The sequence below is a fragment of the Actinokineospora pegani genome (assembly GCF_009745975.1).
GTDB lineage: Bacteria > Actinomycetota > Actinomycetes > Mycobacteriales > Pseudonocardiaceae > Actinokineospora > Actinokineospora pegani.
The window spans coordinates 1-23,836 of sequence record NZ_WHOL01000063.1 but is presented as its reverse complement, the minus strand read 5'-3'; the positions used below and the strand labels follow the sequence as shown (position 1 = coordinate 23,836).

Annotated in this window: 18 protein-coding genes, 1 tRNA gene and 1 riboswitch; of the genes, 10 read left to right on the top strand and 9 right to left on the bottom strand. The window is 73.0% G+C overall.

Features of this window, described 5'->3' with window-relative positions; translation table 11 throughout:
* Positions 1 to 10: 10 nt before the first annotated feature.
* Entirely contained in the window at positions 11 to 3,595 is a 3,585-nt protein-coding gene (mfd, locus tag GCL84_RS07945; protein ID WP_197523089.1) for a transcription-repair coupling factor, read from the bottom strand.
* A gap of 379 nt (positions 3,596 to 3,974) precedes the next feature.
* Between mfd and GCL84_RS07940 the strand changes: the two genes are divergently transcribed.
* Positions 3,975 to 4,592 carry an HD domain-containing protein gene (locus GCL84_RS07940; RefSeq protein ID WP_156754733.1) on the top strand — a complete coding sequence of 206 codons (618 nt, stop codon included), beginning with the start codon at positions 3,975 to 3,977 and terminating at the stop codon, positions 4,590 to 4,592.
* Here the strand turns inward: GCL84_RS07940 and GCL84_RS07935 are convergent.
* Entirely contained in the window at positions 4,576 to 5,772 is a 1,197-nt protein-coding gene (locus GCL84_RS07935; protein ID WP_156754732.1) for a PQQ-dependent sugar dehydrogenase, read from the bottom strand. The genes GCL84_RS07940 and GCL84_RS07935 overlap by 17 nt on opposite strands.
* 120 nt (positions 5,773 to 5,892) lie before the next feature.
* Here GCL84_RS07935 and GCL84_RS07930 point away from each other — a divergent pair, with 120 nt between their 5' ends.
* Positions 5,893 to 6,660: an enoyl-CoA hydratase/isomerase family protein gene (locus tag GCL84_RS07930; RefSeq protein WP_156754731.1), complete on the top strand. Its 768-nt coding sequence runs from the start codon at positions 5,893 to 5,895 to the stop codon at positions 6,658 to 6,660.
* Positions 6,661 to 6,678: 18 nt separating this feature from the next.
* Here GCL84_RS07930 and GCL84_RS07925 read toward each other — a convergent pair whose 3' ends face one another.
* On the bottom strand, positions 6,679 to 7,281 hold the full coding sequence (locus GCL84_RS07925; RefSeq protein WP_197523088.1) for a TetR/AcrR family transcriptional regulator: 603 nt from the start codon (positions 7,279 to 7,281) through the stop codon (positions 6,679 to 6,681).
* A gap of 54 nt (positions 7,282 to 7,335) precedes the next feature.
* On the bottom strand, positions 7,336 to 8,286 hold the full coding sequence (locus GCL84_RS07920) for an acyl-CoA desaturase (protein WP_156754729.1): 951 nt from the start codon (positions 8,284 to 8,286) through the stop codon (positions 7,336 to 7,338).
* 321 nt (positions 8,287 to 8,607) lie between these two features.
* On the opposite strand from GCL84_RS07920, the gene GCL84_RS07915 reads away from it, so the two are divergent.
* The 8 genes from GCL84_RS07915 to GCL84_RS30795 all read left to right on the top strand — a co-directional run bounded on the left by GCL84_RS07915 (position 8,608) and on the right by GCL84_RS30795 (position 16,843).
* A tRNA-Gln gene (locus GCL84_RS07915) sits at positions 8,608 to 8,678 on the top strand.
* A gap of 50 nt (positions 8,679 to 8,728) precedes the next feature.
* Positions 8,729 to 10,489 carry a GGDEF domain-containing protein gene (locus GCL84_RS07910; protein WP_156754728.1) on the top strand — a complete coding sequence of 587 codons (1,761 nt, stop codon included), beginning with the start codon at positions 8,729 to 8,731 and terminating at the stop codon, positions 10,487 to 10,489.
* 221 nt (positions 10,490 to 10,710) lie between these two features.
* Positions 10,711 to 12,225 (top strand): bifunctional UDP-N-acetylglucosamine diphosphorylase/glucosamine-1-phosphate N-acetyltransferase GlmU, encoded by a 1,515-nt coding sequence (gene glmU, locus GCL84_RS07905; protein WP_156754727.1) that lies wholly within the window; start codon positions 10,711 to 10,713, stop codon positions 12,223 to 12,225.
* A complete protein-coding gene (locus GCL84_RS07900; protein ID WP_156754726.1) occupies positions 12,222 to 13,205 on the top strand; it encodes a ribose-phosphate diphosphokinase in 984 nt (327 codons plus the stop codon). The genes glmU and GCL84_RS07900 overlap by 4 nt, the downstream gene beginning before the upstream one ends.
* Before the next feature lie 286 nt (positions 13,206 to 13,491).
* Positions 13,492 to 14,115, top strand: a complete 624-nt coding sequence (locus tag GCL84_RS07895; protein ID WP_156754725.1) for a 50S ribosomal protein L25/general stress protein Ctc — start codon at positions 13,492 to 13,494, stop codon at positions 14,113 to 14,115.
* A 102-nt stretch (positions 14,116 to 14,217) separates the two neighbouring features.
* The gene (pth, locus tag GCL84_RS07890) at positions 14,218 to 14,799 is read left to right on the top strand and encodes an aminoacyl-tRNA hydrolase (protein ID WP_156754724.1); all 582 of its coding nucleotides are present in this window, start codon (positions 14,218 to 14,220) and stop codon (positions 14,797 to 14,799) included.
* A gap of 21 nt (positions 14,800 to 14,820) precedes the next feature.
* The gene (locus GCL84_RS29165) at positions 14,821 to 16,311 is read left to right on the top strand and encodes a DivIVA domain-containing protein (RefSeq protein ID WP_197523087.1); all 1,491 of its coding nucleotides are present in this window, start codon (positions 14,821 to 14,823) and stop codon (positions 16,309 to 16,311) included.
* A gap of 4 nt (positions 16,312 to 16,315) precedes the next feature.
* Positions 16,316 to 16,843, top strand: coding sequence for a DivIVA domain-containing protein (locus GCL84_RS30795; RefSeq protein WP_156754723.1), 528 nt, complete (start codon positions 16,316 to 16,318; stop codon positions 16,841 to 16,843).
* Here the strand turns inward: GCL84_RS30795 and GCL84_RS07875 are convergent.
* The 5 genes from GCL84_RS07875 to rsmA all read right to left on the bottom strand — a co-directional run bounded on the left by GCL84_RS07875 (position 16,840) and on the right by rsmA (position 23,669).
* Positions 16,840 to 18,498 carry a fatty acyl-AMP ligase gene (locus GCL84_RS07875; RefSeq protein WP_156754722.1) on the bottom strand — a complete coding sequence of 553 codons (1,659 nt, stop codon included), beginning with the start codon at positions 18,496 to 18,498 and terminating at the stop codon, positions 16,840 to 16,842. The two genes, GCL84_RS30795 and GCL84_RS07875, sit on opposite strands and share 4 nt — an antisense overlap.
* A gap of 29 nt (positions 18,499 to 18,527) precedes the next feature.
* Complete coding sequence (locus GCL84_RS07870; RefSeq protein WP_156754721.1) at positions 18,528 to 20,303, bottom strand: ABC-F family ATP-binding cassette domain-containing protein; 1,776 nt, start codon at positions 20,301 to 20,303, stop codon at positions 18,528 to 18,530.
* Positions 20,304 to 20,322: 19 nt separating this feature from the next.
* The gene (locus tag GCL84_RS07865) at positions 20,323 to 21,282 is read right to left on the bottom strand and encodes a 4-(cytidine 5'-diphospho)-2-C-methyl-D-erythritol kinase (protein ID WP_156754720.1); all 960 of its coding nucleotides are present in this window, start codon (positions 21,280 to 21,282) and stop codon (positions 20,323 to 20,325) included.
* A gap of 122 nt (positions 21,283 to 21,404) precedes the next feature.
* A complete protein-coding gene (locus tag GCL84_RS07860; protein WP_156754719.1) occupies positions 21,405 to 22,412 on the bottom strand; it encodes a methionine ABC transporter ATP-binding protein in 1,008 nt (335 codons plus the stop codon).
* Positions 22,413 to 22,625: 213 nt separating this feature from the next.
* Positions 22,626 to 22,715, bottom strand: a riboswitch (SAM riboswitch).
* A gap of 108 nt (positions 22,716 to 22,823) precedes the next feature.
* A complete protein-coding gene (gene rsmA, locus GCL84_RS07855) occupies positions 22,824 to 23,669 on the bottom strand; it encodes a 16S rRNA (adenine(1518)-N(6)/adenine(1519)-N(6))-dimethyltransferase RsmA (RefSeq protein ID WP_235926086.1) in 846 nt (281 codons plus the stop codon).
* Between the last annotated feature and the right edge of the window lie 167 nt (positions 23,670 to 23,836).

The following is a 23,836-nucleotide window of genomic DNA, read 5'->3' as shown; positions in this document are numbered from 1 at the left end:
TTGGTGAGCGCTACACGCTCGCCGTGGCGGGCTCCCCCGCGAGCGTGTCGAGGAACCGGGCGCACCAGTCCAGCAGGTCGCGGTCGCGCAGGACCGGGGCGCCGATGCGGCCGCCCGCGGCGCCCTCGGTGGGGCGGGGGACGGTGACGGTGTTGGTGACGGCCTTGTGCGCGGCCTTGGGGTAGAGGCGCTTGAGCCGCACCAACTGCGAGTCGCGCAGCGGCAGCGGGGCGAAGCGGATGTTGCTGCCCTGGCCGATCGCCTCGGTGACCCCGTGCCTGCGGCAGGTCTGCCGGAAGGCGGCGACCGCCAGCAGGTTGACCACCGGCTGCGGCAGCTCGCCGTAGCGGTCGGCCAGCTCCTCGCGGACCGCGTCGAGGGCGGCGGCGTCCGGGGCGGCGGCGAGCTTGCGGTAGGCCTCCAGGCGCAAGCGCTCGCCAGGCACGTAGTCGTGCGGGATGTGGGCGTCGATCGGCAGGTCCACCCGGACGTCGAGCAGGTCCTCCTCGTCCTCGGCCCCCGGTGCGCCCGCGTGCTTGCGGAAGGCCTCGACGGCCTCGCCGACCAGCCGGATGTAGAGGTCGAAGCCGACGCCCGCGATGTGCCCGGACTGCTCGGCGCCCAGGATGTTGCCCGCGCCGCGGATCTCCAGGTCCTTCATGGCCACGGCCATGCCCGCGCCCAGCTCGGTGTTCTGCGCGATGGTGGCGAGCCGGTCGTGCGCGGTCTCGGTGAGCGGGGACTCCGGCGGGTAGAGGAAGTAGGCGTACCCGCGGTCGCGGCCGCGCCCGACGCGCCCGCGGAGCTGGTGCAACTGGGCCAGGCCGAGCATGTCGCCGCGCTCGACGATGAGCGTGTTGGCGTTGGAGATGTCCAGGCCGGTCTCGACGATCGTGGTGCACACCAGCACGTCGTGCTCGCGCTCCCAGAAGCCCTGGATGATCTTCTCCAGCTTGTCCTCGTTCATCTGGCCGTGCGCGGTGACGATCCGGGCCTCGGGCACCAGCTCGCGGAGCTGGCGGGCCGCCTTCTCGATCGAGGACACGCGGTTGTGCACGTAGAAGACCTGGCCGTCGCGCAGCAGCTCGCGGCGGATGGCGGCGGCGACCTGCTTGGCGTCGTGCGCGCCGACGTAGGTCAGGATCGGGTGCCGGTCCTCCGGCGGGGTCAGGATGGTCGACATCTCGCGGATGCCCGCCAGCGACATCTCCAGGGTGCGCGGGATCGGCGTCGCCGACATGGTCAGCACGTCGACGTGCGTGCGCAGCGCCTTGATGTGCTCCTTGTGCTCGACGCCGAAGCGCTGCTCCTCGTCGACGATGACCAGGCCCAGGTCCTTGTAGCGCAGGCCGGTCTGCAACAGCCGGTGCGTGCCGATGACGATGTCGACGGTGCCGTCGGCCAGGCCCTCGACCGTGCGCTCGGACTCCTGCGCGTCGGTGAACCGGGACAGGCCCTTCACCGTGACGGGGAACTGCTGCATGCGGTTGGCGAAGGTCGACAGGTGCTGCTGGGCGAGCAGGGTCGTGGGCACGAGCACGGCGACCTGCTTGCCGTCCTGCACGGCCTTGAACGCCGCGCGCACCGCGATCTCGGTCTTGCCGTAGCCGACGTCGCCGCAGATGACCCGGTCCATCGGGACCCCGCGCATCATGTCGGTCTTGACCTCGTCGATGGCGGCGAGCTGGTCCATGGTCTCGGTGAACGGGAACGCGTCCTCCAGCTCGCGCTGCCACGGGGTGTCCGGGCCGAACGCGTGGCCGGGGGCGGCCTGCCGGGCGGCGTAGAGCTGCACCAGCTCCGCGGCGATCTGCTTGACCGCCTTCTTGGCCTTGGCCTTGGTGTTCTTCCAGTCCGAGCCGCCGAGCTTGTTCAGCGTGGGCAGCTCGCCGCCGACGTAGCGGGAGACCTCGTCGAGCTGGTCGGTCGGGACGAACAGCCGGTCGCCGGGCTGGCCGCGCTTGGAGCTGCCGTACTCCAGGACCAGGTACTCCCTGGTGACCTTGGCCCCGCCGGTGTCCTTGACCGCGCGCTGCACCATCTCGACGTAGCGGCCGATGCCGTGCTGCTCGTGCACCACGTAGTCGCCGGGCTTGAGCGCCAGCGGGTCGACGGCGTTGCGCCGCCGCGAGGGCATCTTGGTCGACATGTCGCGGGTGGAGGTGCCGTGCCTGCCGCCGGTCAGGGCATTCTCGGTGAGCACGACCAGCGCGCTGCCCGGGGCGGTGAACGCGTCCTCCAGCGCGGCGCGCACCACGGTGACCTTGCCCGGCGCGGGCGCGGCCGCCAGCCCGTCCTCGGCCAGCACGGCGGCGACGTCGGCCTCGGCGAGCTGGTCGACCGCGCGCTTGGCCGTGCCCGCGCCGGGTACGACGAGCACCGCGGCGCCGCCCGTCGCGGTGTGCGCGCGCAGGTCGGCGAACGCCCGCGCGACCTCGCCCCGGTAGGACTCCACCGGCCGGATGTCGAGCGCGAGCGAGGAGGTGTCGGTGAGCTGCGACAGCGTCCACCACGCGCACCCGGTGCCGCGGGCGTGCGCGGCGATGGCGCCGAGGTCGCGGTAGGCCGAGGCGCCCAGGTCGATCGGGCCCTTGCCGCCGCCCGCCGCGGCCATCCAGGACGCCTCGAGGAACTCCTGGCCGGTGCGGACCAGGTCGTGGGCGCGGGTGCGGATCTTCTCCGGGTCGTTGAGCAGCACGTGCGCGCCCTCGGGCAGCACGTCGGTGAGCAACTGCATCTCGCCGGGCAGCAGCGCCGGGATCAGCGCCTCCATGCCCTCGGACGGGATGCCCTCGGCCAGCTTCGCCAGCATCTCGTGCAGGTGCGCGTCGGACTGGTGCTGCGCGGCCAGCGCGGCGGCCCGCTCCCGCACCTCGGGGGTCAGCAGCAGCTCCCGGCACGGCGGTGCGACGACCTCGCGCAGCTCGCCGGGCAGCGACCGCTGGTCGGCCACGGCGAACGAGCGGATCTCGGAGACCTCGTCGCCCCAGAACTCCACCCGCAGCGGGTGCTCGGCCGTCGGCGGGAACAGGTCGACGATCCCGCCGCGCACCGCGAACTCGCCGCGCTTCTCCACCATGTCGACGCGCGCGTAGGCCAGGTCGGCCAGCCGGGCCAGGGTGGCCTCGAAGTCGGCCTCGACACCCACGGCCAGGCGCACCGGCGCCAACTCCCCCAGGCCGGGGGCCATCGGCTGGATCAGGCTGCGCACGGTGGACACGACCACCTTCAGCGGCCCAGCCGGGTGCTCCTCCGGGTGAGCGAGCCTGCGCAGCACCGCCAACCGCGCCCCCACCGTGTCCGCCCGCGGCGACAACCGCTCGTGCGGCAACGTCTCCCACGAGGGGAAGTCGGCAACCGCGTCCCGTCCGATGAGGTCGGACAGCACGGCGACGAGGTCATCGGCCTCGCGCCCGGTCGCCGTCACCGCCAACACCGCCTTGCCCGCCCCGACCAGCGCCGCGACCACCAGCGGCCGAGCCGCCACCGGCCCCTGCATGGCCAACGCCGGGTCGCCGACCGCCGCCGCCACCGCCGCGCACGCGGGATCGGCCAGCAGGGTGTCGAGCAGACCGTGCAGAGGTGCCTGGCTCACAGCGGTGCGGTCCTTCGCGGATCGAGAACGGACGCGGACAGACCCCTGCCCAGGGAACCAACACCCCCAGCAGCGGCTAGTCCAGAGTACGCACCACCGCAGCCGCACACGAAGCCACACAGCCCCCTCGTCGGCTGAATCGACGCAAGCGGAACCCCCCACCAAAATCTCCCAGCGTCCGGCCTACGGAACGGCTGGATCGGGTGGTTCTGTGTGGTTGGGGGAGGCGATCATGTGCAAGGCTCGGAAGGCGGTGAAGGTGCCCTTCCCCTCGCTTTTGACCCTCACGCACATGATCGTCGTAGGGGTCCCCGGCCACACAGGACCACCCGATCCAGCACCCCCCACAGGCCCCCACAGCACCACTAGCGTCAACCCAGTGCACACGCCACCAGCCTGGAACCGCCTCGGACTACCCCCCGAACTGCTAGGCCCCCTCCTAGCCCGCTGGGCCGAACCCCACCGCAGCTACCACGGCCCCCTGCACCTGGCCGCCGTCCTGGCCCACATCGAAACGCTGAAAGACCACGCCACCACCCCCGACCTGGTCGTGCTGGCCGCCTACTACCACGACGCCGTGCACCTGGGACGCCCCGACGACGAGGAAGCCAGCGCCCACCTGGCCGAGCAGGAACTCACCTGGCACCTGCCCACCGAGGCCGTCGACGAGGTCGTCCGGCTGGTGCTGGTGACCAAGGACCACCGCACCACCGGCGACGACCCCAACGGCGAGGTCCTGTGCGACGCGGACCTGGCGGTCCTCGGCAGCACCGAAACGGCCTACGACGCCTACACCGCCGCCGTGCGAGCGGAGTACAGCCACGTGAGCGACGCGGACTTCCGGGTGGGCCGGTCGCAGGTGCTGCGGGATCTGCTGGGCCTGCGATCACTGTTCCGAACGCCACGCGCCCGCGCCCTCTGGGAGGAGCGGGCGCGGGCGAACCTCAAGCGCGAACTGGCGCGACTGCGGGAGGCCGGGCTCAGGCCTGGGGGGTGATCCGCAGGAGCTTGTCGTCGTCGCCGTTGGAGGTGGTGACGTACAGGGCGCCGTCAGGCCCGGTGCGGGCGGCGCGGAGGCGCCCGAACCGGTCGTCGAACTCGGGCGGGATGGCCACCGAGGTCACGTTGGCGTCGCCGTCGAGGGACAGCAGGAGGAGCTTGGCGCCCTTGAGGGCGGTGAGGACGAGGGTGCCCTCGAGCGCGCCCCACTGGTCGCCCTCCAGGAAGGCCGCCGCGCAGATGGCCTCGGTGGTCTCGCCGGACTCCCACTTGGCCGGGACGGCGTCGGGGAAGCGCTCCAGGTCGGTCATCGGGACGTCCTCGTCGTAGCCGGGGACGGTGCCGCCCTGCGCCGGGTCCCAGCCGTAGTTCCCGCCTGCCCGCAGGAGGTTGACCTCGTCGTTCTTGTCCGGGCCGTGCTCGGCGGTGAGGACCTGGCCGGTGCCGGGGCGGACCGCGACGCCCTGCACGTTGCGGTGGCCGTAGGTGTAGACCGGTGACCGGGGGTCCGGGTTGTCGGCGAGCGGGGCGCCGGTCTCGAGGTCGACCCGCAGCACCTTGCCGCCGAGGTTGGCCTTGTCCTGGGCGGCGGAGCCGTCGGCGACGTCGCCGGTGCCGACCAGCAGCGCGCCGTCGGCGGCGATCGTGGGGCGGCAGCCGGAGTGGCGGCCGCTGGCGTTGAGCGGCAGGCCGGTGAGCAGGTCCTTGACCTTGGTCGCGGACTTCTCGTCGTCGGACAGCTTCCAGGTGACCACGCGGACGTCGACCGGCGAGCCGTTCTCCTCGTGCGTCTGGCACGAGGAGAACTCGCGGCTGGTGGCGAAGTCGGGGTGCACGACCATGCCCATCAGCCCGCCCTCGCCGCCCACCTGGATGTCGGCGGTGTCGGCCCGCACCTGGGTCACGGTGGCGCCGGGTTTGGTCGAGGACAGCAGCGCGAACTGCCCGGGGCGCTGGCTGACCAGCACCTTGCCGCCGGGCAGGAACCCGATGTCCCAGCCGTGGGTCAACCCGCCCGCCACCGTCTCGACGGCCAACGCGGGCGCCGAGGCCGAGCTGGGGGTGGCCGCCGCCCGGGTCCCGCTCGCGGGAACCTGGCCGACGGGGGCGGACGAGCAGCCCGCCGCGGTGATGGCGGCGACAGCGGCGGAGGCGGCGAGCGCACGGGACCTGGGCATGTGTCCAGAGTGCCCTCGCGTGGGCGGATTCGCCGCACAAGGGGGAGTCCGGCCAGGGCGCCGCGGTGAGTGATCGGTGTCTCGGCGGTTCAAGCGGCTCGCACCGTTACCGTCTAGTCCGTGAGCGAACACCTGCGCCTGACCGTCGACGGCCCCGTGGCGACCCTGACCATCGACCGCCCGGCCAAGCGCAACGCGCTCAGCTACGACATGTGGACGGCCATCCCCGGCCACGCCGCCGCCGTCGCCGCCGACGACTCGGTGCGGGTCCTGGTCATCCGCGGCACCGACACGTTCTCGGCCGGGGCGGACATCAGCGAGTTCACCACGCTGCGCAAGGACGGTGCGGGGGCGGTCAAGTACGGCGAGGCCGTGGCGGCGGCCACCACCGCGCTGACCACCCTGGCCAAGCCCACCATCGCCGCCATCACCGGCTTCTGCATCGGCGGCGGCTGCGAGGTGGCCCTTGCCTGCGACCTGCGCATCGCCACCGACGACGCCAAGTTCGGCATCACGCCGTCGAAGCTGGGCATCGTGTTCAACCTGCCCAGCACCAAGCAGCTCGTGGACGCCGTCGGCCCCGCCTGGGCCAAGCAGATCCTCTACACCGGCGACATCCTCGACGCCGCCACCGCCCTGCGGATCGGCCTGGTCAACGAGCTGCACCCGGCCGAGGACCTGCCCAAGCGCGCCGAGGAGCTGGCCACCCTCATGGCCACCCGCTCCCAGGTCACCATCCGCGGCGCGAAGGACATCGTCACCCGCATCACCAACGGCGCGACGCGCACCGACGCCGAGGTGGACCAGTTGATCGTCGACGCGGTGTCGAGCGAGGACTACGCCGAGGGTGTGGCCGCCTTCCTGGAGAAGCGCTCCCCCCGGTTCTGAGGGCCAACTTCTGCGGGCTCAGCGGCGCTTGCGCAGGGCGGGCTTGTCCTCCAGGTGGGACAGCCCGTTCCACGCCAGGTTGACCAGGTGCGCCGCGACCTCGGCCTTCTTCGGCTTGCGGGCGTCGAGCCACCACTGGGCGGTCAGCGCCACCATGCCGACCAGGGACTGGCTGTAGAGGGCCGCCAGCTTCGAGTCGTAGCCGCGCTTGGCGAACTGGATGCCGAGGATGTGCTCCACCTGGGTGGCGATGTCGTTGAGCAGGCTGGAGAAGGTCCCGGACGCGGTGGCCACGGGCGAGTCCCGGACCAGGATCCGGAACCCGTCCGTCGAGCCATCGATGTAGTCCAGCAGGGCGCAGGCGGCGCGTTCGAGCAGCACCCGGGGGTGCGCGTCGTCCTCGGCCAGGGCCTGGGTGACACCCGCGAGCATGGCGGACATCTCCCGGTCCACGACGACGGCGTAGATGCCCTCCTTGCCGCCGAAGTGCTCGTAGACGACGGGCTTGCTGACACCCGCGCGGTGGGCGATCTCCTCGACCGAGGCGCTGTCATACCCCTTCTCGGCGAACAGGGCGCGGGCCACGTCCAGCAGTTGCTGCCGGCGTTCTTTGCCCGTCATGCGCACGCGCTGCTCCAAGGGGGGGTGTCGAAGAGATCGCCCAACCCTAGAGACTCACTCCGCGGCGAGCTTGGCCAGGCGCTGCGGGGTGGGCCAGCGGACGTTGGTGGCCCAGCCGAGCTTCTCGAAGACCCAGATGAGCCGGGCCGAGGTGTCGATCTGGCCGCGCTTGACGCCGTGGCGGGCGCAGGTGGGGTCGGCGTGGTGCAGGTTGTGCCAGCTCTCGCCGAAGCTGAGGATGGCCAGCGGCCAGAAGTTGGCCGCCTTGTCCCGGCTGGTGAACGGGCGGGAGCCGATCATGTGGCAGATCGAGTTGGTCGACCAGGTGACGTGGTGCAGCACCGCGACGCGGACCAGGCCCGCCCAGAAGAACGCGGTGATCCCGCCCCAGACCGACCAGGTGATCAGGCCGCCGAGGACGCCGGGCAGCGCCAGGGTCAGCGTGGTCCACAGCCAGAACAGGTCGTTGATGCGCTTGATGTCCGGGTCGGCCTCCAGGTCGGGGGCGAACCGCTGCCGGTTGGTCAGCTCGTGCTCGAAGATCCAGCCCATGTGCGCGTGCCAGAAGCCCTTGGCCAGGCCGAGCGGGGTGGTGCCGTGCAGCCACGGGGAGTGCGGGTCGCCCTCCTTGTCGGAGAACGCGTGGTGGCGGCGGTGGTCGGCGACCCAGACGATGGGCGGGCCCTGCAGGGCCATCGAGCCCATGATCGCCAGGGTGATCTTGAGCGCGCGGTTGGCGCGGAACGAGCCGTGGGTGAACAGCCGGTGGTAGCCGACGGTGATGCCCAGGCCGGTGAAGTAGAAGAAGAAAACCGCCAGCGCGACATCCACCCAGCCCAGCCCCCAGCCCCACAGCAGGGGCACGGCGGCGACCAGCGCGGCGAACGGCACCAGGATGAACAGGTACACGCCGAACCGCGTCAACGGGGGCCGGGTCCCGACGAGGATCGGCTTGGGGCCCCGGTTCGAGTCGCCCGACGCCTCGGCGTCGAGAGTGCTCGTCATGGTCGTACCTCATTTCTGAGCCGAGTTAGGTCAGGCTCACTTACGGTGCCGTAACTTACGTAAGCGTAGGGACTGACCCGAGCGGCACGCCAGTGCAGACGGGCGGTATTCCCCGCGACGCCACACAGCGGACGCCCCACTGTCGCGATGGCAGGAAACATTCAGTCCCGATGCGCGTGCCGTGAGTGACCAGCATGATCAATCAGTGATTCAGGTAACACCCGATCGGACGCGCGCGCGGGGCAATCCCCCGGGTGCCGGTGCCCTGGCACCACCGGTCGTGCCACGATGTCACCGCGGTCGGCCAGCGCGGCCGACCGGTCCGCCGTGGTGTAAAGGCAGCACCTTGGATTTTGGTTCCAATGGTTCAGGTTCGAATCCTGGCGGCGGAGCGGGCTCGACAACCGAACACACCCGACAGCGAAGGGGTGCGCGGGCGCACGTGGACGACGAGCAGCGGGACGAGGGCGAACTGCCCGCGTTGGAGGAGCGCTCCGACGCCTGGCTGGTCGGCCGCGCCCGCGAGCTGCTCGCGGTGATCCAGACCAGCCCGGTCGGCGAGCGCGCCAGGCACACCGACGAGGTCGACCGGCTGCTCAGCGAGGCGCAGAGCCGCGGCGAGCCGCGGATGGTCGCCCAGCTCCTGCGCTCGGCGGTCGCGGTCCGGGTGGTCAACGACGAGCTGGCCGACTCCGCGGAGTCGCTGCTCGACGAGATGCTCGCGCACACCCGCCGCCACGGCCTGGTCGTGCTCCAGGCCGACGCGCACGCGCTGCGCGGGCGCAGGCTGCTGCTGGCCGGGGCCGAGGACGCGGCGCTGACCGAGGCCGCGATCGCGCTGGCCATGCTCGACGAGGACATCACCCCCGACGTCATGCTCGGCGGCCGCACCTGGGACATGATCATGGCGGCCACGCTGATGGACATCGGCACCGTGCTGACCCAGCTCGGCGTCTACGAGGTCGCCGACCAGGTGATGACCCGCGCGCACAAGTGCATCCGGGCCAGCGCGGGCCCGCACCTGATCGCCGTGCACCTGATCAACCGGGCCCGGCTGCTGGTCGGCTGGGGCCTGCGGCTCGAGCGCATCGGCGAGGACGAGCGCGCCGCCGAGCGGTTCGCCACCGCGGCGGCCATCGCGATCGCGGTGGAGGCCCCGTTCCGCGAGTCGCTGTTCCCCCGCGACCCCGACACCGCGGCCGCGGACCAGAACCCGATCATCGGCGCCGCGCTGGCGCTGGCCCAGCCCGGCGAGGCGCACATCGCCCGGCTGCGCGCGCTGCAGTCCTCCAGCCGCTACCCGCGCGAGCTGGTCATCGTCGCCACCGCGCTGGCCCGCTGCCTGGAGCACGAGGGCCGCGAGGACGAGGCGGTCGAGGTGCTCGGCGCGGCCCGGGCGCGGATGTACGACGTCGCCGCCGAGCCGACGCTGCGGCTGTGCCTGATCCGCGAGTTCGCCCGGCTGTCGGGCCCGGAGGGCGGCGAGCGCACGACCTCGGCGCTGGAGCACTACGCCTCCGAGCTCGAGGCGCAGCTCTGGGACATGCGCGAGTCGCGCATCGCCACGCTCAACACCCGCCGCGAGCACGAGCGCCTCTCCCGGATGCACTCCTCGATCGCCCGCCAGGCGCTGCAGGACCCGCTGACCGGCCTGCCCAACCGGCGCGCGCTCGACGAGCGGCTCGACGCGCTGGCCTCCTCGCCCGCCAACCACCCGCTGGCGATCGCGCTGGTGGACCTCGACGGGTTCAAGAGCGTCAACGACCGCATGTCCCACGCCGAGGGCGACTCCGTGCTGCGCGTCGTGGCCGCCACCCTGCGCGACGCGCTGCGCGGCGGGGACATGGTGGCCCGCTACGGCGGCGACGAGTTCATCGTGCTGCTGCCCGGCGCGCCGCTGCCCGCCGCGGAGGCCGCGCTGCACCGCGCGGTGACCGCCGTGGCGAACCTCCCGCGTGACCTGTCGCACGGGGTGACGCTGTCGGTCGGCGTGGTGTCCCTGCGCCCGCAGGAGTCCGCCGCCCGCGCGCTCGCCCGCGCCGACGCGGCGATGTACCAGGCCAAGCGCGGCGGCGGGAACCGCATCACGGCGGTGTCCGCGGTGGACTCGACCGCGCCGCGCGGATCGGGCCAGGAGCAGGCCGACGGCGCGGTCCCGGCCGCGGCCGCCGACCGCGCGTGGGTGCTGCCGGAGACAACGTAGGATCGGCTCCCGGCCGCGTCCCGCCGGATCGCGGCCGCCCAGGTCGTGTTTCGCCGAGTCCGTTCGATGAGAGTCGTGATCGGGGTGGTTCCCGGCGGTGCGGGGTGGAGGTGCCGGTACCGGTGCCTTCGCCCCGCACCGCCAGGGGCCGCTCCGGCGCGGCTATCGCGAACAGCGGCTTTCGAAACACGACCTATGTCCGTCCAGCGACAGGGAGTGCGATGCCCGCCAACCACACCGACCGCGGCGAGCCAGGGCGGGTGAGCGCGGTCGTGCTGGCCGCGGGCGAGGGCACCAGGATGCGCTCGACCACCCCCAAGGTGCTGCACCCGGTGGCCGGTCGGCCGCTGGTCGAGCACGCCGTGCGGGCGGCGGCCGGATTGGACCCCGAGCACCTCGTGGTGGTGCTGGGCCACGGCCGAGAGGCGGTCGGCGCGCACCTGGCGGAGGTGGCGCGGCGGCTGGACCGCACCGTGGCCACCGCGGTGCAGGAGGAGCAGAACGGCACCGGCGACGCGGTGGCGTGCGGGCTGGCCCCGCTGCCCACCGGTCTCACCGGGACGGTCCTGGTGACCTACGGCGACGTGCCGCTGCTGGACACCGCGACGCTGCGCGAACTGCTCGCCGAGCACGCCGGGCGCGGCAACGCCGCGACGGTGCTGACCGCGGTGCTGGCCGACCCCACCGGCTACGGCCGGATCGTGCGCGCGGCCGACGGGACCGTCGCCGAGATCGTGGAGCACAAGGACGCCAGCGCCGACCAGCGGGCGATCACCGAGGTGAACTCCGGCGTCTACGCGTTCGACGCCCGGGTGCTCCTCGACGGTTTGTCCCGTTTGTCCACTGACAACGCCCAGGGCGAGCTGTACCTGACCGACGTGCTCGGCATCGCCGCGGGCGACGGCCGCCGCGTCGGCGCGCTGGTCTGCGCCGACCCGTGGCTCACCGAGGGCGTCAACGACCGGGTGCAGCTCTCCCGCCTCGGCGCCGAGCTCAACCGGCGCACCGTCGAGCGCTGGATGCGCGCGGGCGTCACCGTGGTCGACCCGGCGAGCACCTGGGTCGACCTCGAGGTGGAGCTCGCCCGCGACGTCGTTATCGAGCCGGGCGTGCAGCTACGCGGGCGCACCACCGTCGGTGAGGGCGCGGTGGTCGGTCCGGACACCACGCTGACCGACGTCGAGGTCGGCGCGGGCGCCCGCGTCGTGCGCGCGCACGGGTCCGGGGCGGTCATCGGCGACGGCGCGACCGTCGGCCCGTTCGCCTACCTGCGCCCCGGCACCCGGCTGGGCGCCGAGGGCAAGATCGGCACCTTCGTCGAGACCAAGAACGCCGACATCGGCGCGGGCTCGAAGGTCCCGCACCTGTCCTACGTGGGCGACGCCACCATCGGCGAGCACTCGAACATCGGCGCGGCCAGCGTCTTCGTCAACTACGACGGCGTCGACAAGCACCGCAGCACCGTGGGATCGCACGTGCGGACCGGGTCGGACAACATGTTCGTGGCCCCGGTGACCGTCGGCGACGGGGCTTACAGCGGCGCGGGCACGGTGATCCGCGAGGACGTGCCCCCCGGCGCGCTCGCGGTCTCGGCGGGCGCCCAGCGCACCATCGAGGACTGGGTCCTGCGGCGCAGGCCGGACACCGCGTCGGCGGCCGCCGCGCGCAGGGCCAAGGGGATCACCGCGGGGACACGGACCGACTCACCGGACACCGAGGACGAGGAACGCGCATGAGCACCAAGACCGGCGGCATTCCGAAGAAGAGCCTGATGCTGTTCTCCGGCCGCGCCCACCCCGAGTTGGCGGAAGAGGTGGCCAAGCACCTCAACGTCGAGATCACCCCGCAGGCCGCCTACGACTTCGCCAACGGCGAGACGTTCGTGCGGTTCGAGGAGTCGGTGCGCGGCTGCGACGCGTTCGTCATCCAGAGCCACGCCGCGCCCATCAACCAGTGGGTGATGGAGCAGCTCATCATGGTGGACGCGCTCAAGCGGGCGAGCGCGAAGCGGATCACCGTGATCATGCCGTTCTACCCGTACGCGCGGCAGGACAAGAAGCACAAGGGCCGCGAGCCGATCTCCGCGCGGCTGATCGCCGACCTGTTCAAGACCGCGGGCGCCGACCGGATCATGTCCGTCGACCTGCACACGGCGCAGATCATGGGCTTCTTCGACGGCCCGGTCGACCACCTGTTCGCCCAGACGCTGCTGTCGGGCTACGTCAAGGAGCACTACTCCAGCGGCAACATCACGGTCGTCTCCCCCGACGCGGGCCGCACCAAGCTGGCCGAGAAGTGGGCCAACGACCTCGGCGGCGTGCCGATCGCCTTCATCCACAAGACCCGCGACCCGCTGCGGCCGAACGAGGTCGTCGCCAACCGGGTGGTCGGCGAGGTCAAGGACCGGCTCTGCGTCGTCATCGACGACATGGTCGACACCGGCGGCACCATCGCCAAGGCGGTCAGCCAGCTCCTCGACGAGGGCGCGGCGGACGTGGTCATGGCCGCCACCCACGGCGTGCTGTCCGGCCCGGCCCGCGACCGGCTCTCGGGCTGCGGGGCGAAGGAGATCGTGTTCACCAACACGCTGCCGATCCCGGACGAGAAGCGCTTCCCCGGCATGACCGTGCTGTCGATCGCCCCGCTGCTGGCGCGGGCCATCCGCGAGGTCTTCGAGGACGGCTCCGTCACCTCCCTGTTCGACGGCGACGCGTAAGCACCACCGCTGTCGCTGCCCGCCCCCGCCCCCGGGGGCGGGCAGCGCCGTCTCGGCCGGGAAAGCCCCGGTTGGACCCCGGGTTGGGCCCCCGCTGGGGCGGCGCGTAATATCTTCCGAGTTGCCTCGGCGAGGCGGGCATCGCGCCTGGCGTGATCGACGTGGCGGTTCTCGGGATCGCTGTCGTGGTCCCCGGGCCTCCTCGTGCCCCTCACCGGACAACCGCCGCGAGACTTTGTGCAGTCGCGCCCCCGCCGCCGTTGTAGATCGCAAGGAGTGTTCCGCCGTGTCCGAGGTAAAGCTGGCCGCCGAGCAGCGCACCGAGTTTGGCAAGGGCGCGGCCCGTCGCACCCGACGTGCGGGCAAGATCCCCGCGGTGCTGTACGGACACGGTTCCGACCCGCAGCACCTGGCCCTGCCCGCCCTGGAGTTCGCCCGCGTCGTGCGTGAGCACGGTCTGAACGCGGTGCTGACCCTCGCCATCGGCGGTGCGGCCGAGCTGGCGCTGACCAAGACGGTCACCACCCACCCGCTGAAGAACTACATCGAGCACGTCGACCTGCTGCTGGTCAAGCGCGGCGAGAAGGTCACCGTCGAGATCCCCGTGATCATCGTCGGCGACCCGGTGCCCGGCGCCCTGATCACCCAGGACCTGTCGAACGTCCAGGTCGAGGTCGACGCGATGAACATCCCCGACCAGGTCGAGGTCTCCATCGCGGGCGTCGCCGTCGGCAGCCAGATCAACGCCTCCGACGTGACGCTGCCCGCGGGCTCGGTCCTGGTGACCGACCCCGACGCCCTGGTCGTCGCGGTCAACGCCTCCCCGACCGCGGAGCAGATGGAGTCCGAGATCGACGCCGAGGGTGCGGGCGTCGTCGAAGAGGCCCCCGACTCCGCCAACGAGTCCTGAGCATAACGGCGCCGTAACGGCGGGTTTGGCACAATCCCGATGCCCCGGTCCCCTCGGACCGGGGCATCGGGGCGTAGGGCCGAGGGCGGAACGAGGACAGCGATGGCCGACAGCGAGTCGCCGCAGGTCGTGGTGGGCTTGGGCAACCCGGGACCGCAGTACGCGGGCAACCGGCACAACATCGGCTTCCTGGTCGCCGACGAGCTCGCCGCGCGGGTGGGCGGCAGGTTCAAGGCGCACAAGTCCGGCGCCGAGGTGCTCGAGGCCAGGCTCGGCGGCGAGCGCGTCGTGCTGGTCAAGCCGCGCTCGTTCATGAACGTCTCGGGCGGCCCGGTCGCGGGCGCGGTCCGGTTCTTCAAGGCGCCGCTGGACCGCCTCGCCGTCATCCACGACGAGCTCGACCTGCCCTTCGGGACGGTCCGGCTCAAGCTCGGCGGCGGCGAGAACGGCCACAACGGGCTACGGTCCATCACGAAATCGCTCGGCAGCAAGGACTACCACCGGGTCCGGTTCGGCATCGGCAGGCCGCCGGGTCGGCAGGACCCGGCCGACTTCGTGCTGCGCGACTTCTCCAGCACCGAGCGCAAGGAGCTCGCGCTGGAGATCGACCGGTGCGCCGACGCGGTGGAGGCCCTCGTCGGTCAGGGTCTGGTCGCCGCCCAGAACAGTTTCCACGCGACCTGAGTCGCCGCTACCGTCTGAGGAGTGCAGCCGAACATGCCGCTGACCCCGGAGGCCGTGCAGGCGGTCACCTTCGACAAGGCCCCCTTCGGCAGGCGCGGCTACCACGAGGACCAGGTCGACAGCTTCCTGGACCGGGTGGAGAACGCGCTGAGCGGCGGCGAGCCGATGACCGCCGCCGACGTGCTCGACGCCGAGTTCGACGCGGCCCCCCTGGTGCGCCGCGGCTACCACGAGGGCCAGGTCGACGAGTTCCTCGACCAGGTCGCCGACCACTTCGAGCGGGCCGAGCGCGGCGAGTTCGCCGACGACGAGCTCGACCGCGACGACTACGACGACGACCTGGGCGACGAGGACCTGCACGACGACGCCCCGCGCCAGGTCGGCCAGACCAGCAGCCCCCGGGTGTCGCTGCCGCCGACCCAGCCGGGCCGGACCCCGCTGGAGCTGCCGCCGGGGATGGACGCCGACCCGACCCCGCCGCCGCGCCGCCGGGTCATCGCCAAGGGCGAGCAGCGGCCGGAAACCCGGTCGGAGCCCAGGCCCGCGGCCCGCGCCGAACCGCGGCCGGAGCCCCAGCGCCCCGCGCCGCCGGTCACCGGCCCCGCCGTGACCGGCACATCGGTCCCCGCGGCCACCGCCGCGTCGGCGCCCGCCGACTTCGAGCCGTTCATCCTGTCCGACGACCTGCCCGGCGACAAGCGCCCCACCCGCGCCCGTGCGGCGGAGCCCCAGCGGGCGCCCGAGCCGCAGCGCCCACCGGAGTCCGCGCAGCAGCGCCAGCAGGCCCCGCAGCACCCCCAGCACCAGCAGCACGCCCAGCACCAGCAGCAGGCCCGCAGGCAGCCGCAGGTCAACGACCAGCGGCGGGTGTTCCTGCCGCCGGGCGCGACCGCGGCCAACGGCCAGCCACCGCAGGCGGCGCAGCAGGGCAGGCCCGGCGGGCCGCAGTCCGAGGACCGGGGAGCCCCCGAGTGGTTCACCGAGCCCCAGGGGTTCCCACCAGTGCCCACGGACGACCAGGCGCCCGCGCCGCAGCAGTACGCGCCGCAGGCCGCTCCCCCGCCCGCCCCGCCGCAGACGCAGCACCAGCAGGCCCAGCACCAGCAGCAGGCGCACCACCAGCAGCAGCCCGTCCAGCACCAGCCCGCCCACCAGGCCCCGCACCAGCCGCCGCAGGCGCAGCCGCAGCAGCCGGTGGTCCACCCGCCCGCCCAGCACCGCCCGCCGACCCGGCACGCGGTCCCCGAACGGCTGCCGACCGAGTCCGACGTGCCGTTCCTCCCGCTGCCCCCGGCCCCCGCTGGCCAACGCGGCTACCGCACCGGCGACGTCGAGCGGCTGGTGGAGATCCTCACCAGGGCCGCGACCGCGCTCGACGACGTGCCCTCGGCCGCCGAGCTGGAGCAGGCCCGCCCCGGCCTGACCTTCTTCGTCGGCCAGGGCTACCACCAGGAGGCCGTCGACGCCCTCGTCGTCGCCTGGCTGGACGCCCTGCGCGGCCGGGAGCTCTGACCGGGTGACCCCCGAAGAGGTGCGCGCCGTCCACTTCGGCAAGCCCGCCATCGGCCGCCGCGGCTACAGCGAGGACGAAGTGAACGCCTTCCTGGACCGCGTCATAGCCCACCTGGAGGGCCGCACCCCGATGGCTCCCTCCGAAGTGGAGGAGATCGCCTTCGGCAAGCCCGCCATCGGCCGCCGCGGCTACAGCGAGGACGAGGTGGACGCCTTCCTGGACCGCGTCATAGCCCACCTGGGCGCCAGCGCCCCCACGAACACCGCCGACTCCCCCCTCACCGCCCAGCACATCCGCACCGTCCGCTTCCCCTCAACGCCCTTCGGCCGCCGCGGCTACGACGCCACCGAGGTGGACGCCTTCCTCCTCAAAGTCGAACAAGCCCTCAACAACGCCCACCCCCTGACCGCCCAGGAGGTCCGGGACACCAAGTTCGGCGCCTCCCCCCGCCTGGGCCCCGGCTACCGGGAGTCAGAAGTCGACGCCTTCCTCGACGCCATCGCCGCCGAACTGACCCGCCGCAGGCGCTAGGCGTTCTCGCGGATGCGGGCGGCCAGTTGCTCGCCCGCCGCCGCCCGGCGGAGCTTGCCCGATGGGGTCTTGGGCAGGGTGCCCGGGGGCAGCACCACGACCGACGACGGGCGGGCGTTGACGGCCTCGAAGACGCGGGCGGCCACGTCCTTGCGGATGCGCTTGTCCTGGTCGTCCTCGCCCGCGTGCTTGGACTCCACCACGACGGCGAAGCGCTCGCGGCGGGTGCCCGCCGCCAGGCGGACGGCGACGGCGTTGCCCGCGCGGACGCCGGGGACGGTGGCGGCGGCTCGTTCGATGTCGGTGGGGTAGATGTTGCGGCCCGCGAGGATGATGACGTCCTTGGCCCGGCCGCAGATGACGAGTTCGCCGTCGACGGTGTAGCCGATGTCGCCGGTGGCGAGCCAGCCCTCGGGGTCGAGGGTGGAGACCGGGCCGTCGACGGTGAGGTAGCCGGGGGTGACGGCCTCGCCGCGGAGTTGGATCTCGCCGACCTCGCGCTCGCCGCGGGTGGAACCGTCCGACTGGGACACGATCCTGGCCTCGATGCCCGCCAGCGGCTTGCCCAGCAGGGCGAACGACCGGCCCTCGGCGGCGGGGACGGCGCGCTGGCCGGATTCGAGCTCGTCGGCGTCCACGACGTCCAGGCGCAGGCCGGACAGCAGCGGGGGGAACGACACCGCGAGTGTCGTCTCCGCCATGCCGTAGGCCGGGAAGACGCACTCCGGGCGCATCCCGAACCGGGCGCCCGCGGTCTGGAACGCCTCGACCGCCTTCTCATCGATGGGCTCGGCGCCGTTGAGTGCCAGCCGCAGCGAGGACAGGTCGTACTTGCCCGCGTCGTCCTCTTGGGACAGACGGCGGCCGAGCAGGGCGTAGGCGAAGTTCGGCGCCGCGGTGATCGTGCCGCGGTGGCGGGAGATCAGCTCGGCCCACACCAGCGGGCCTCTGAGGAACTCGACCGGGGTGACCTTGACCAGCTCCATGCCAACGGCCATCGGCACGGTCAGGAAGCCGACCATCCCCATGTCGTGGAACAGCGGCAGCCACGACACCATGATGTCGTTCTCGGTGTCCAGTGCGGACGCGGCGGCCATCGAGGTCAGGTTGGCGTAGAGGTTGCCGTGCTGGATGCGCACGGCCTTGGGTTCGGCGGTGGAGCCGCTGGTGAGCTGCAGCAGCGCGGGCTGGTCCTCGCCGACCTCGACGACCTCGGCCAGCGGTTCGCCGTCGGCCAGGTCGGTCAGCGCCAGGTGCCGGATGCCGCGCTCGTCGAGCACCGGGGCGAGCTGGTCGAACGGGGCGCCGAGCAGCACCAGCTCGGAGCCGATCATCGCCAGCACCTTGACCGTGTCCTCGGCCCACTCGCCCAGGTCCGTGCGCGGAGTCGGCTGGTGCAGCATGGTGACGCTGCCGCCCGCGAGCCACACCGCCTGCACGGCGGGGGCGATGGTGATGGGCTCGGCGGCCAGCACCGCGACCGCCGACCCGCGCCGCAGACCCGCGGCGACCAACGCGCCAGCCATCCTCAGCGCCCGCTCGTGCACCTGCCCCCAGGTGGTCCGCACCGGCTGCGCGGGCTCGCCCGTGGTGATCCCGCGGTGCCCGCCCCTGGTGCGGGCGGTCTCCAACATCAGGTCGACGAACCGGCTCATGCGGCTAGCCTAGGACGTGGATCACACGCCTACTCGGCGGCGTCGGCGACCTCGAGCCAGCGGCCCTCCAGGTCTTCCTTCTCCGCGACGACCTTGCGCAGTTCCGCGTCCAGCTCCAGCAGCTTGCCGCTGTCGGTCGAGGCCTCGGCGAGGGCGGTGTGCAGCTTGGCCTCCTTGGCGTCGAGCGCGGCGATCTGGCGCTCGAGCCGGGACAGCTCCTTCTGCGCGAGCCTGCGCTCGGCGGCGCTGACCTTGCTCGTCTCGACCGCGGCGGGCCTGGCCCCCTTGGCCGAGGGGGAGGAGCCCGCGGCGGCGCGGACGGTGAGGTACTCCTCGATGCCGCCGACGAGGTCGGCGATCTTGCCATCGCCGTACAGCGCCACGACCCGGTCGCACACGCGCTCGATGAGGTACCGGTCGTGGGAGACCACGACGATGGTGCCCGGCCAGGAGTCGAGGAGGTCTTCGAGCTGCTGGAGGGTGTCGATGTCCAGGTCGTTGGTGGGCTCGTCGAGCAGCAGGACGTTGGGCTCGGCCATCAGCAGCCGGGCGAGCTGCAACCGCCTGCGCTCACCGCCGGACAGATCGCCGATCGGGGTCCACTGCTTGGCCGCGGGGAAGCCGAAGCGCTCGGCGAGCTGCCCGGCCGACAGTTCGTACTTGCCCCACTGCACGCGCCCGGCGACCTCCTCGACCGCTTCCAGCACCCGCTTGGTCGGCGGCAGCTCGACCAACTCCTGGCTCAGGTGCGCGAGCCGCACGGTCTGGCCCTGCACGCGCTTGCCCGCGCTGGGCTCGGTCTCCCCGGCCAGCAGCCGCAGCACGGTCGTCTTGCCCGACCCGTTGACCCCGACCAGGCCGACCCGGTCGCCGGGGCCGATCCGCCAGGTCTCGGTGTCCAGGATCGGCTTGTCGCCCGCGGCGACCGACACGTCCTCCAGCTCCAGCACCGTGCGGCCCAGGCGGCGCTTGGCGAAGGCCAGCAGCTCCACCGAGTCGCGCGGGGAGGGCACGTCGGAGATCAGCGCCTCGGCGGCCTCGATCCGGTAGCGGGGCTTGGAGGTGCGGGCCGGGGCGCCGCGGCGCAGCCAGGCCAGCTCCTTGCGGGCCAGGTTGCGCCGCTTCTCCTCCAGCGTGTCGGCCAGCCGGGCGCGCTCGGCCCTGGCGAAGATCCAGTCCGCGTAGCCGCCCTCGTACTGCTCGACCCGGCCGCCGACGACCTCCCAGGTCGTGGTGCACACCGTGTCGAGGAACCAGCGGTCGTGGGTGACGACCACCAGCGCCGACCCGCGCGAGGTCAGGTGGTCGGCCAGCCAGCGCACGCCCTCGATGTCGAGGTGGTTGGTCGGCTCGTCGAGCACCACCAGGTCCAGCTCCTGGACCAGGGCGGCGGCCAGCGCGACCCGCCGCCGCTCGCCGCCGGACATGGTGTCGACGGTGCTGTCCAGGCCGAGGTTGATGATCTCCAGGCCGACCAGGATGGAGCGGGCGCGCGCGTCGGCGGCCCACTGGTGGTCCTCGGTGATGCCCAGCGGGTCGAGCACGGCGTTGCGCACGGTGGTGCCCCTGGGCAGCTCGGTGCGCTGGGTGACCACGGCCATCCGCAGGTCGCGGTTGCGGCTGACCCGGCCCTCGTTCGGCGGTTCCAGCCCGGCGAGGACCTCCAGCAGCGTGGTCTTGCCACCGCCGTTGAGGCCGACGACGCCGATCCGGTCGCCCTGGCTCACGCCCAGGGACACCGAGTCGAGCAGCGGCTTGACGCCGAAGCTCTTGCTGACGTTCTCGAGGTTGACGAGGTTGACCATGTTCTCCGGTCTTCTTGGCTCAGTCGGGCGGGGTGGTCGGGCGCGGGGCGGTGTCGTCGCTGACCACCTTGGCCCCGGGGACCGGGCCGTGCGCGACCCGCACGGTGCGGCACACGCCCGCGCCGGACAGCTCCGCGGCCACCCGCAGCGCGGCGTCGGCGTCCTCGCACAGGAACGCGGTGGTGGGCCCGGAGCCGGACACGATCCCGGCCAGCGCCCCGGCCTCCACGCCCGCGCGCAGGGTGCGGCGCAGCGCGGGTCGCAGCGACACCGAGGCCGCCTGCAGGTCGTTGCCCAGCAACCCGCCCAACCGCCGGGGGTCGCCGGAGGCCAGCGCCTCCAGCAGCGGCTCGACCGCGCCGAGCCGGGGCGGGTCGCCCTCGGCGCGCAGCCGGTCGAGCTCGCCGTAGACGGCGGGGGTGGACAGCCCGCCGCGGTCGAAGGCCAGCACCCAGTGGAAGGTGTGCCTGGTCAGCACGGGCACCAGCCGCTCGCCGCGCCCGGTGCCCAGCGCGGTGCCACCGTGCAGCACGAACGGGACGTCGCTGCCGATGGTGGCCGCGACGGCGGTCAACTCCTCGCGGCCGATGTCGAGCCGCCACAGCGCGGCGGCGGCGACCAGGGCGGCGGCGGCGTCGGCGCTGCCGCCCGCCATGCCGCCCGCGACCGGGATGCCCTTGTTGATCACCACGCGGACCTTGAGGTCGTCGGCGTCGAGGCCCGCGTGCTCGGCCAGCGCCCGCACCGCGCGCCAGGCCAGGTTGTCCTGGGTGGCGGGCACCGAGTCGGCGCCCTCGCCGTGCACCTCGACCCCGGGGTCCTCAGCGACCGCGACGGTGACGTCGTCGGTCAGCGAGAGCGCCTGGAAGACGGTGGACAGGTCGTGGTAGCCGTCGTCCCTCAAGTCCCCGACGCCCAGGTGCAGGTTCACCTTGGAGGGAACGCGGACGGTTATCGGCGGCGGGACGACTGCGAGCACGCTCCCAGCCTACGGCCCCGCCTGACGCGCCCCGCCCGGCCTGTCCGCCCGGCCCCGGTATGGGCCTCCCGGCACGCGCCGAGGGCCCGTCCCGGACCGGGACGGGCCCTCGGCGGCGGGGGTCAGGCGCAGGCGGCGAGCGGCTGGCGACCCACGCGCACGACGCTGCCGCCGCGCTCGGCGATCCAGCCGAGGGCGGCCTCGGAGCGGGCGCCGGAGACACCGAGCAGGAACCGGGCGACCGGGGTCTCGCCGATGCGGGTCAGCCCGCCGCCGACGACGGAGATGCTGGCCCCGGTGCGCGCGGTGGCCTCGGGCAGCAGCGCGCCGACGGCGGCGAAGCCGACCAGGACGACCTCGGCGAGCCGGTCGTGCCTGGCCTTGGCCGCGGCCGGGGCGTCGATGGCGGGCAGCAGCGCCCGGGCCACGGCGCTGGTCGGGTCCTGGGCCAGCGACAGCAGGTGGCCCGCCTCGGCGAGCGCGCCGTCCTCGAGCAGGGCGACGTCGTCGGCGACCCGGCGCACGACGCTCGCGTCGTCGGTGGCCAGCAGGACGGTCGCGCCCAGCTCGGCGCGGGCCCGGTCGAGCACGGTCAGCACACCCGCGGCGGCGTCGGCGTCGAGGCCGCGGGTGGGCTCGTCGGCCAGCAGCAGGCCGGGGTCGCCGACCAGGGCGCGGGCGATGCCGACCCGGGCGCGCTGGCCGGGGGTCAGGGCGTCGGGGTAGTGCGCGGCCTTGTCGGTCAGGCCGATGAGGTCGAGCAGCCTGCCGACCTTCTGCCGCCGCTGCGGGCCGTCGACGCCAGCCTGCTCGAGCGGCAGGGCGATGTTGCCCGCGGCGGTGCGACCGTCGAGGAGCTCGTCGTGCTTGACCACGCCGATGCGGCGGCGGGCGGCGCGCAGCCTGCGCGGGTCCAGGGTGGAGGCGTTGAAGCCGTCGACCCGCACGACCCCGGAGTCGGGGCGCTCCTGCAGGGCGACGAGGCGGGCCAGGGTGGACTTGCCGGACCCGGTCGGGCCGATGACGCCGGTGATGGCGCCGGTCGGCACGTCGAGGGTGACGTCCCGCAGCGCGTGCACGGGGCCGCCGTCGGCCTGGAAGGACTTGGACAGGTTCTCTACGGTGATCACGTTCGGTATCTCCAACGGGCGCGACGGCGACCCGCCACACCGGTTCGGATGTCTACTGAGGACACACCGGTGGCAGGAGCGGGCCGGGGGATTGTGCGAAGGCGTACTGAATGGGGACGGTTCAGCGAGTTGCGTTCGCGCGTCGACACCCGGTGGAGGTACGTCGACACTGGTCGATGACCCGGCGCGTGGTGAGGATCTGCATCCTGTTTTCCTCCATCGCTCCTGGCGGTAGCACCTGCCCACGAGGGGTGGTTGCTGCGACTTCAGCGAGCCAGGTCTCTCAGTCGCTCGGGATGGAATGCTCTTGCAGTACACCTGATGCGGTGATCGGAAGCAAGCCTGCCGGGACAAGAACCGACCGCCCGTCCCGCACATCACACCAGCGGAGCAACGCCGGTGTAGCTCAGGTCACAGCGCGGCCTGGGCGATCCGCACGAAGTCCCCCACGGCGAGCTGCTCCCCCCGGGCCCCGGGGTCGACCCCGGCCGCGGTGAGCACCTCCGCCGCCCGCGTCGGCGACCCGGCCCACCCCGCCAGCGCCGCCCGCAGCGTCTTGCGCCGCTGCGCGAACGCCGCGTCCACGACGGCGAACACGTCCTCGCGCGTCGCCTCGGGCTGCGGCCGCCGGGTCATCAGCACCAGGGCCGAGTCCACGTTGGGCACTGGCCAGAACACCGACCTCGGCACCATCGCCACCCGCTTGGCCTCGGCGTACCAGGCCACCTTCACGCTGGGCACCCCGTACACCCGCGACCCCGGCCCGGCCGCCATCCGGTCGGCCACCTCGGCCTGCACCATCACCATGACCGTGCGCAGCGAGGGCAGGCCCGCCAGCAGGTGCAGCACCACCGGCACAGCGACGTTGTAGGGCAGGTTCGCCACCAGCGCCGTCGGCTCGCCCAGCTCGGTCGCGGCCACTCTGAGGGCGTCGCGCTGGAGCACGGTGAGCTTGCCCGCGAGGTCCGGGGCCTGCTCGGCGACCGTGGTCGGGAGGCGGGCGGCCAGGACCGGGTCGATCTCGACCGCGGTGACCCTCGCGCAGGCGGGGAGAAGGGCGAGGGTGAGCGATCCCAGCCCGGGGCCGACCTCCAGGACGTGGTCGGTGTCGACGAGGTTCGCGGCGCCGACGATGCGCAGGACGATGTTGGGGTCGTGGACGAAGTTCTGGCCGAGCTTCTTCGTCGGGCGCACGTCCAGGTCGTTCGCCAGGCGGCGCACGTCTGCCGGGCCTAGTAGGGCGACTCCGTCCACGATCACGCTGGGGAGCCTACGGTTTGGGTGGTTCCGCGGCCCGGAGGGTGCTGGATCGGGTGGTTGTGCGGCCCGGGGGGGTGCCGGATCGGGCGGTTCTGCGGCCCGGGGGGTGCCGGATCGGGCGGTTCTGCGGCCCGGGGGGTGCCGGATCGGGCGGTTCTGCGGCC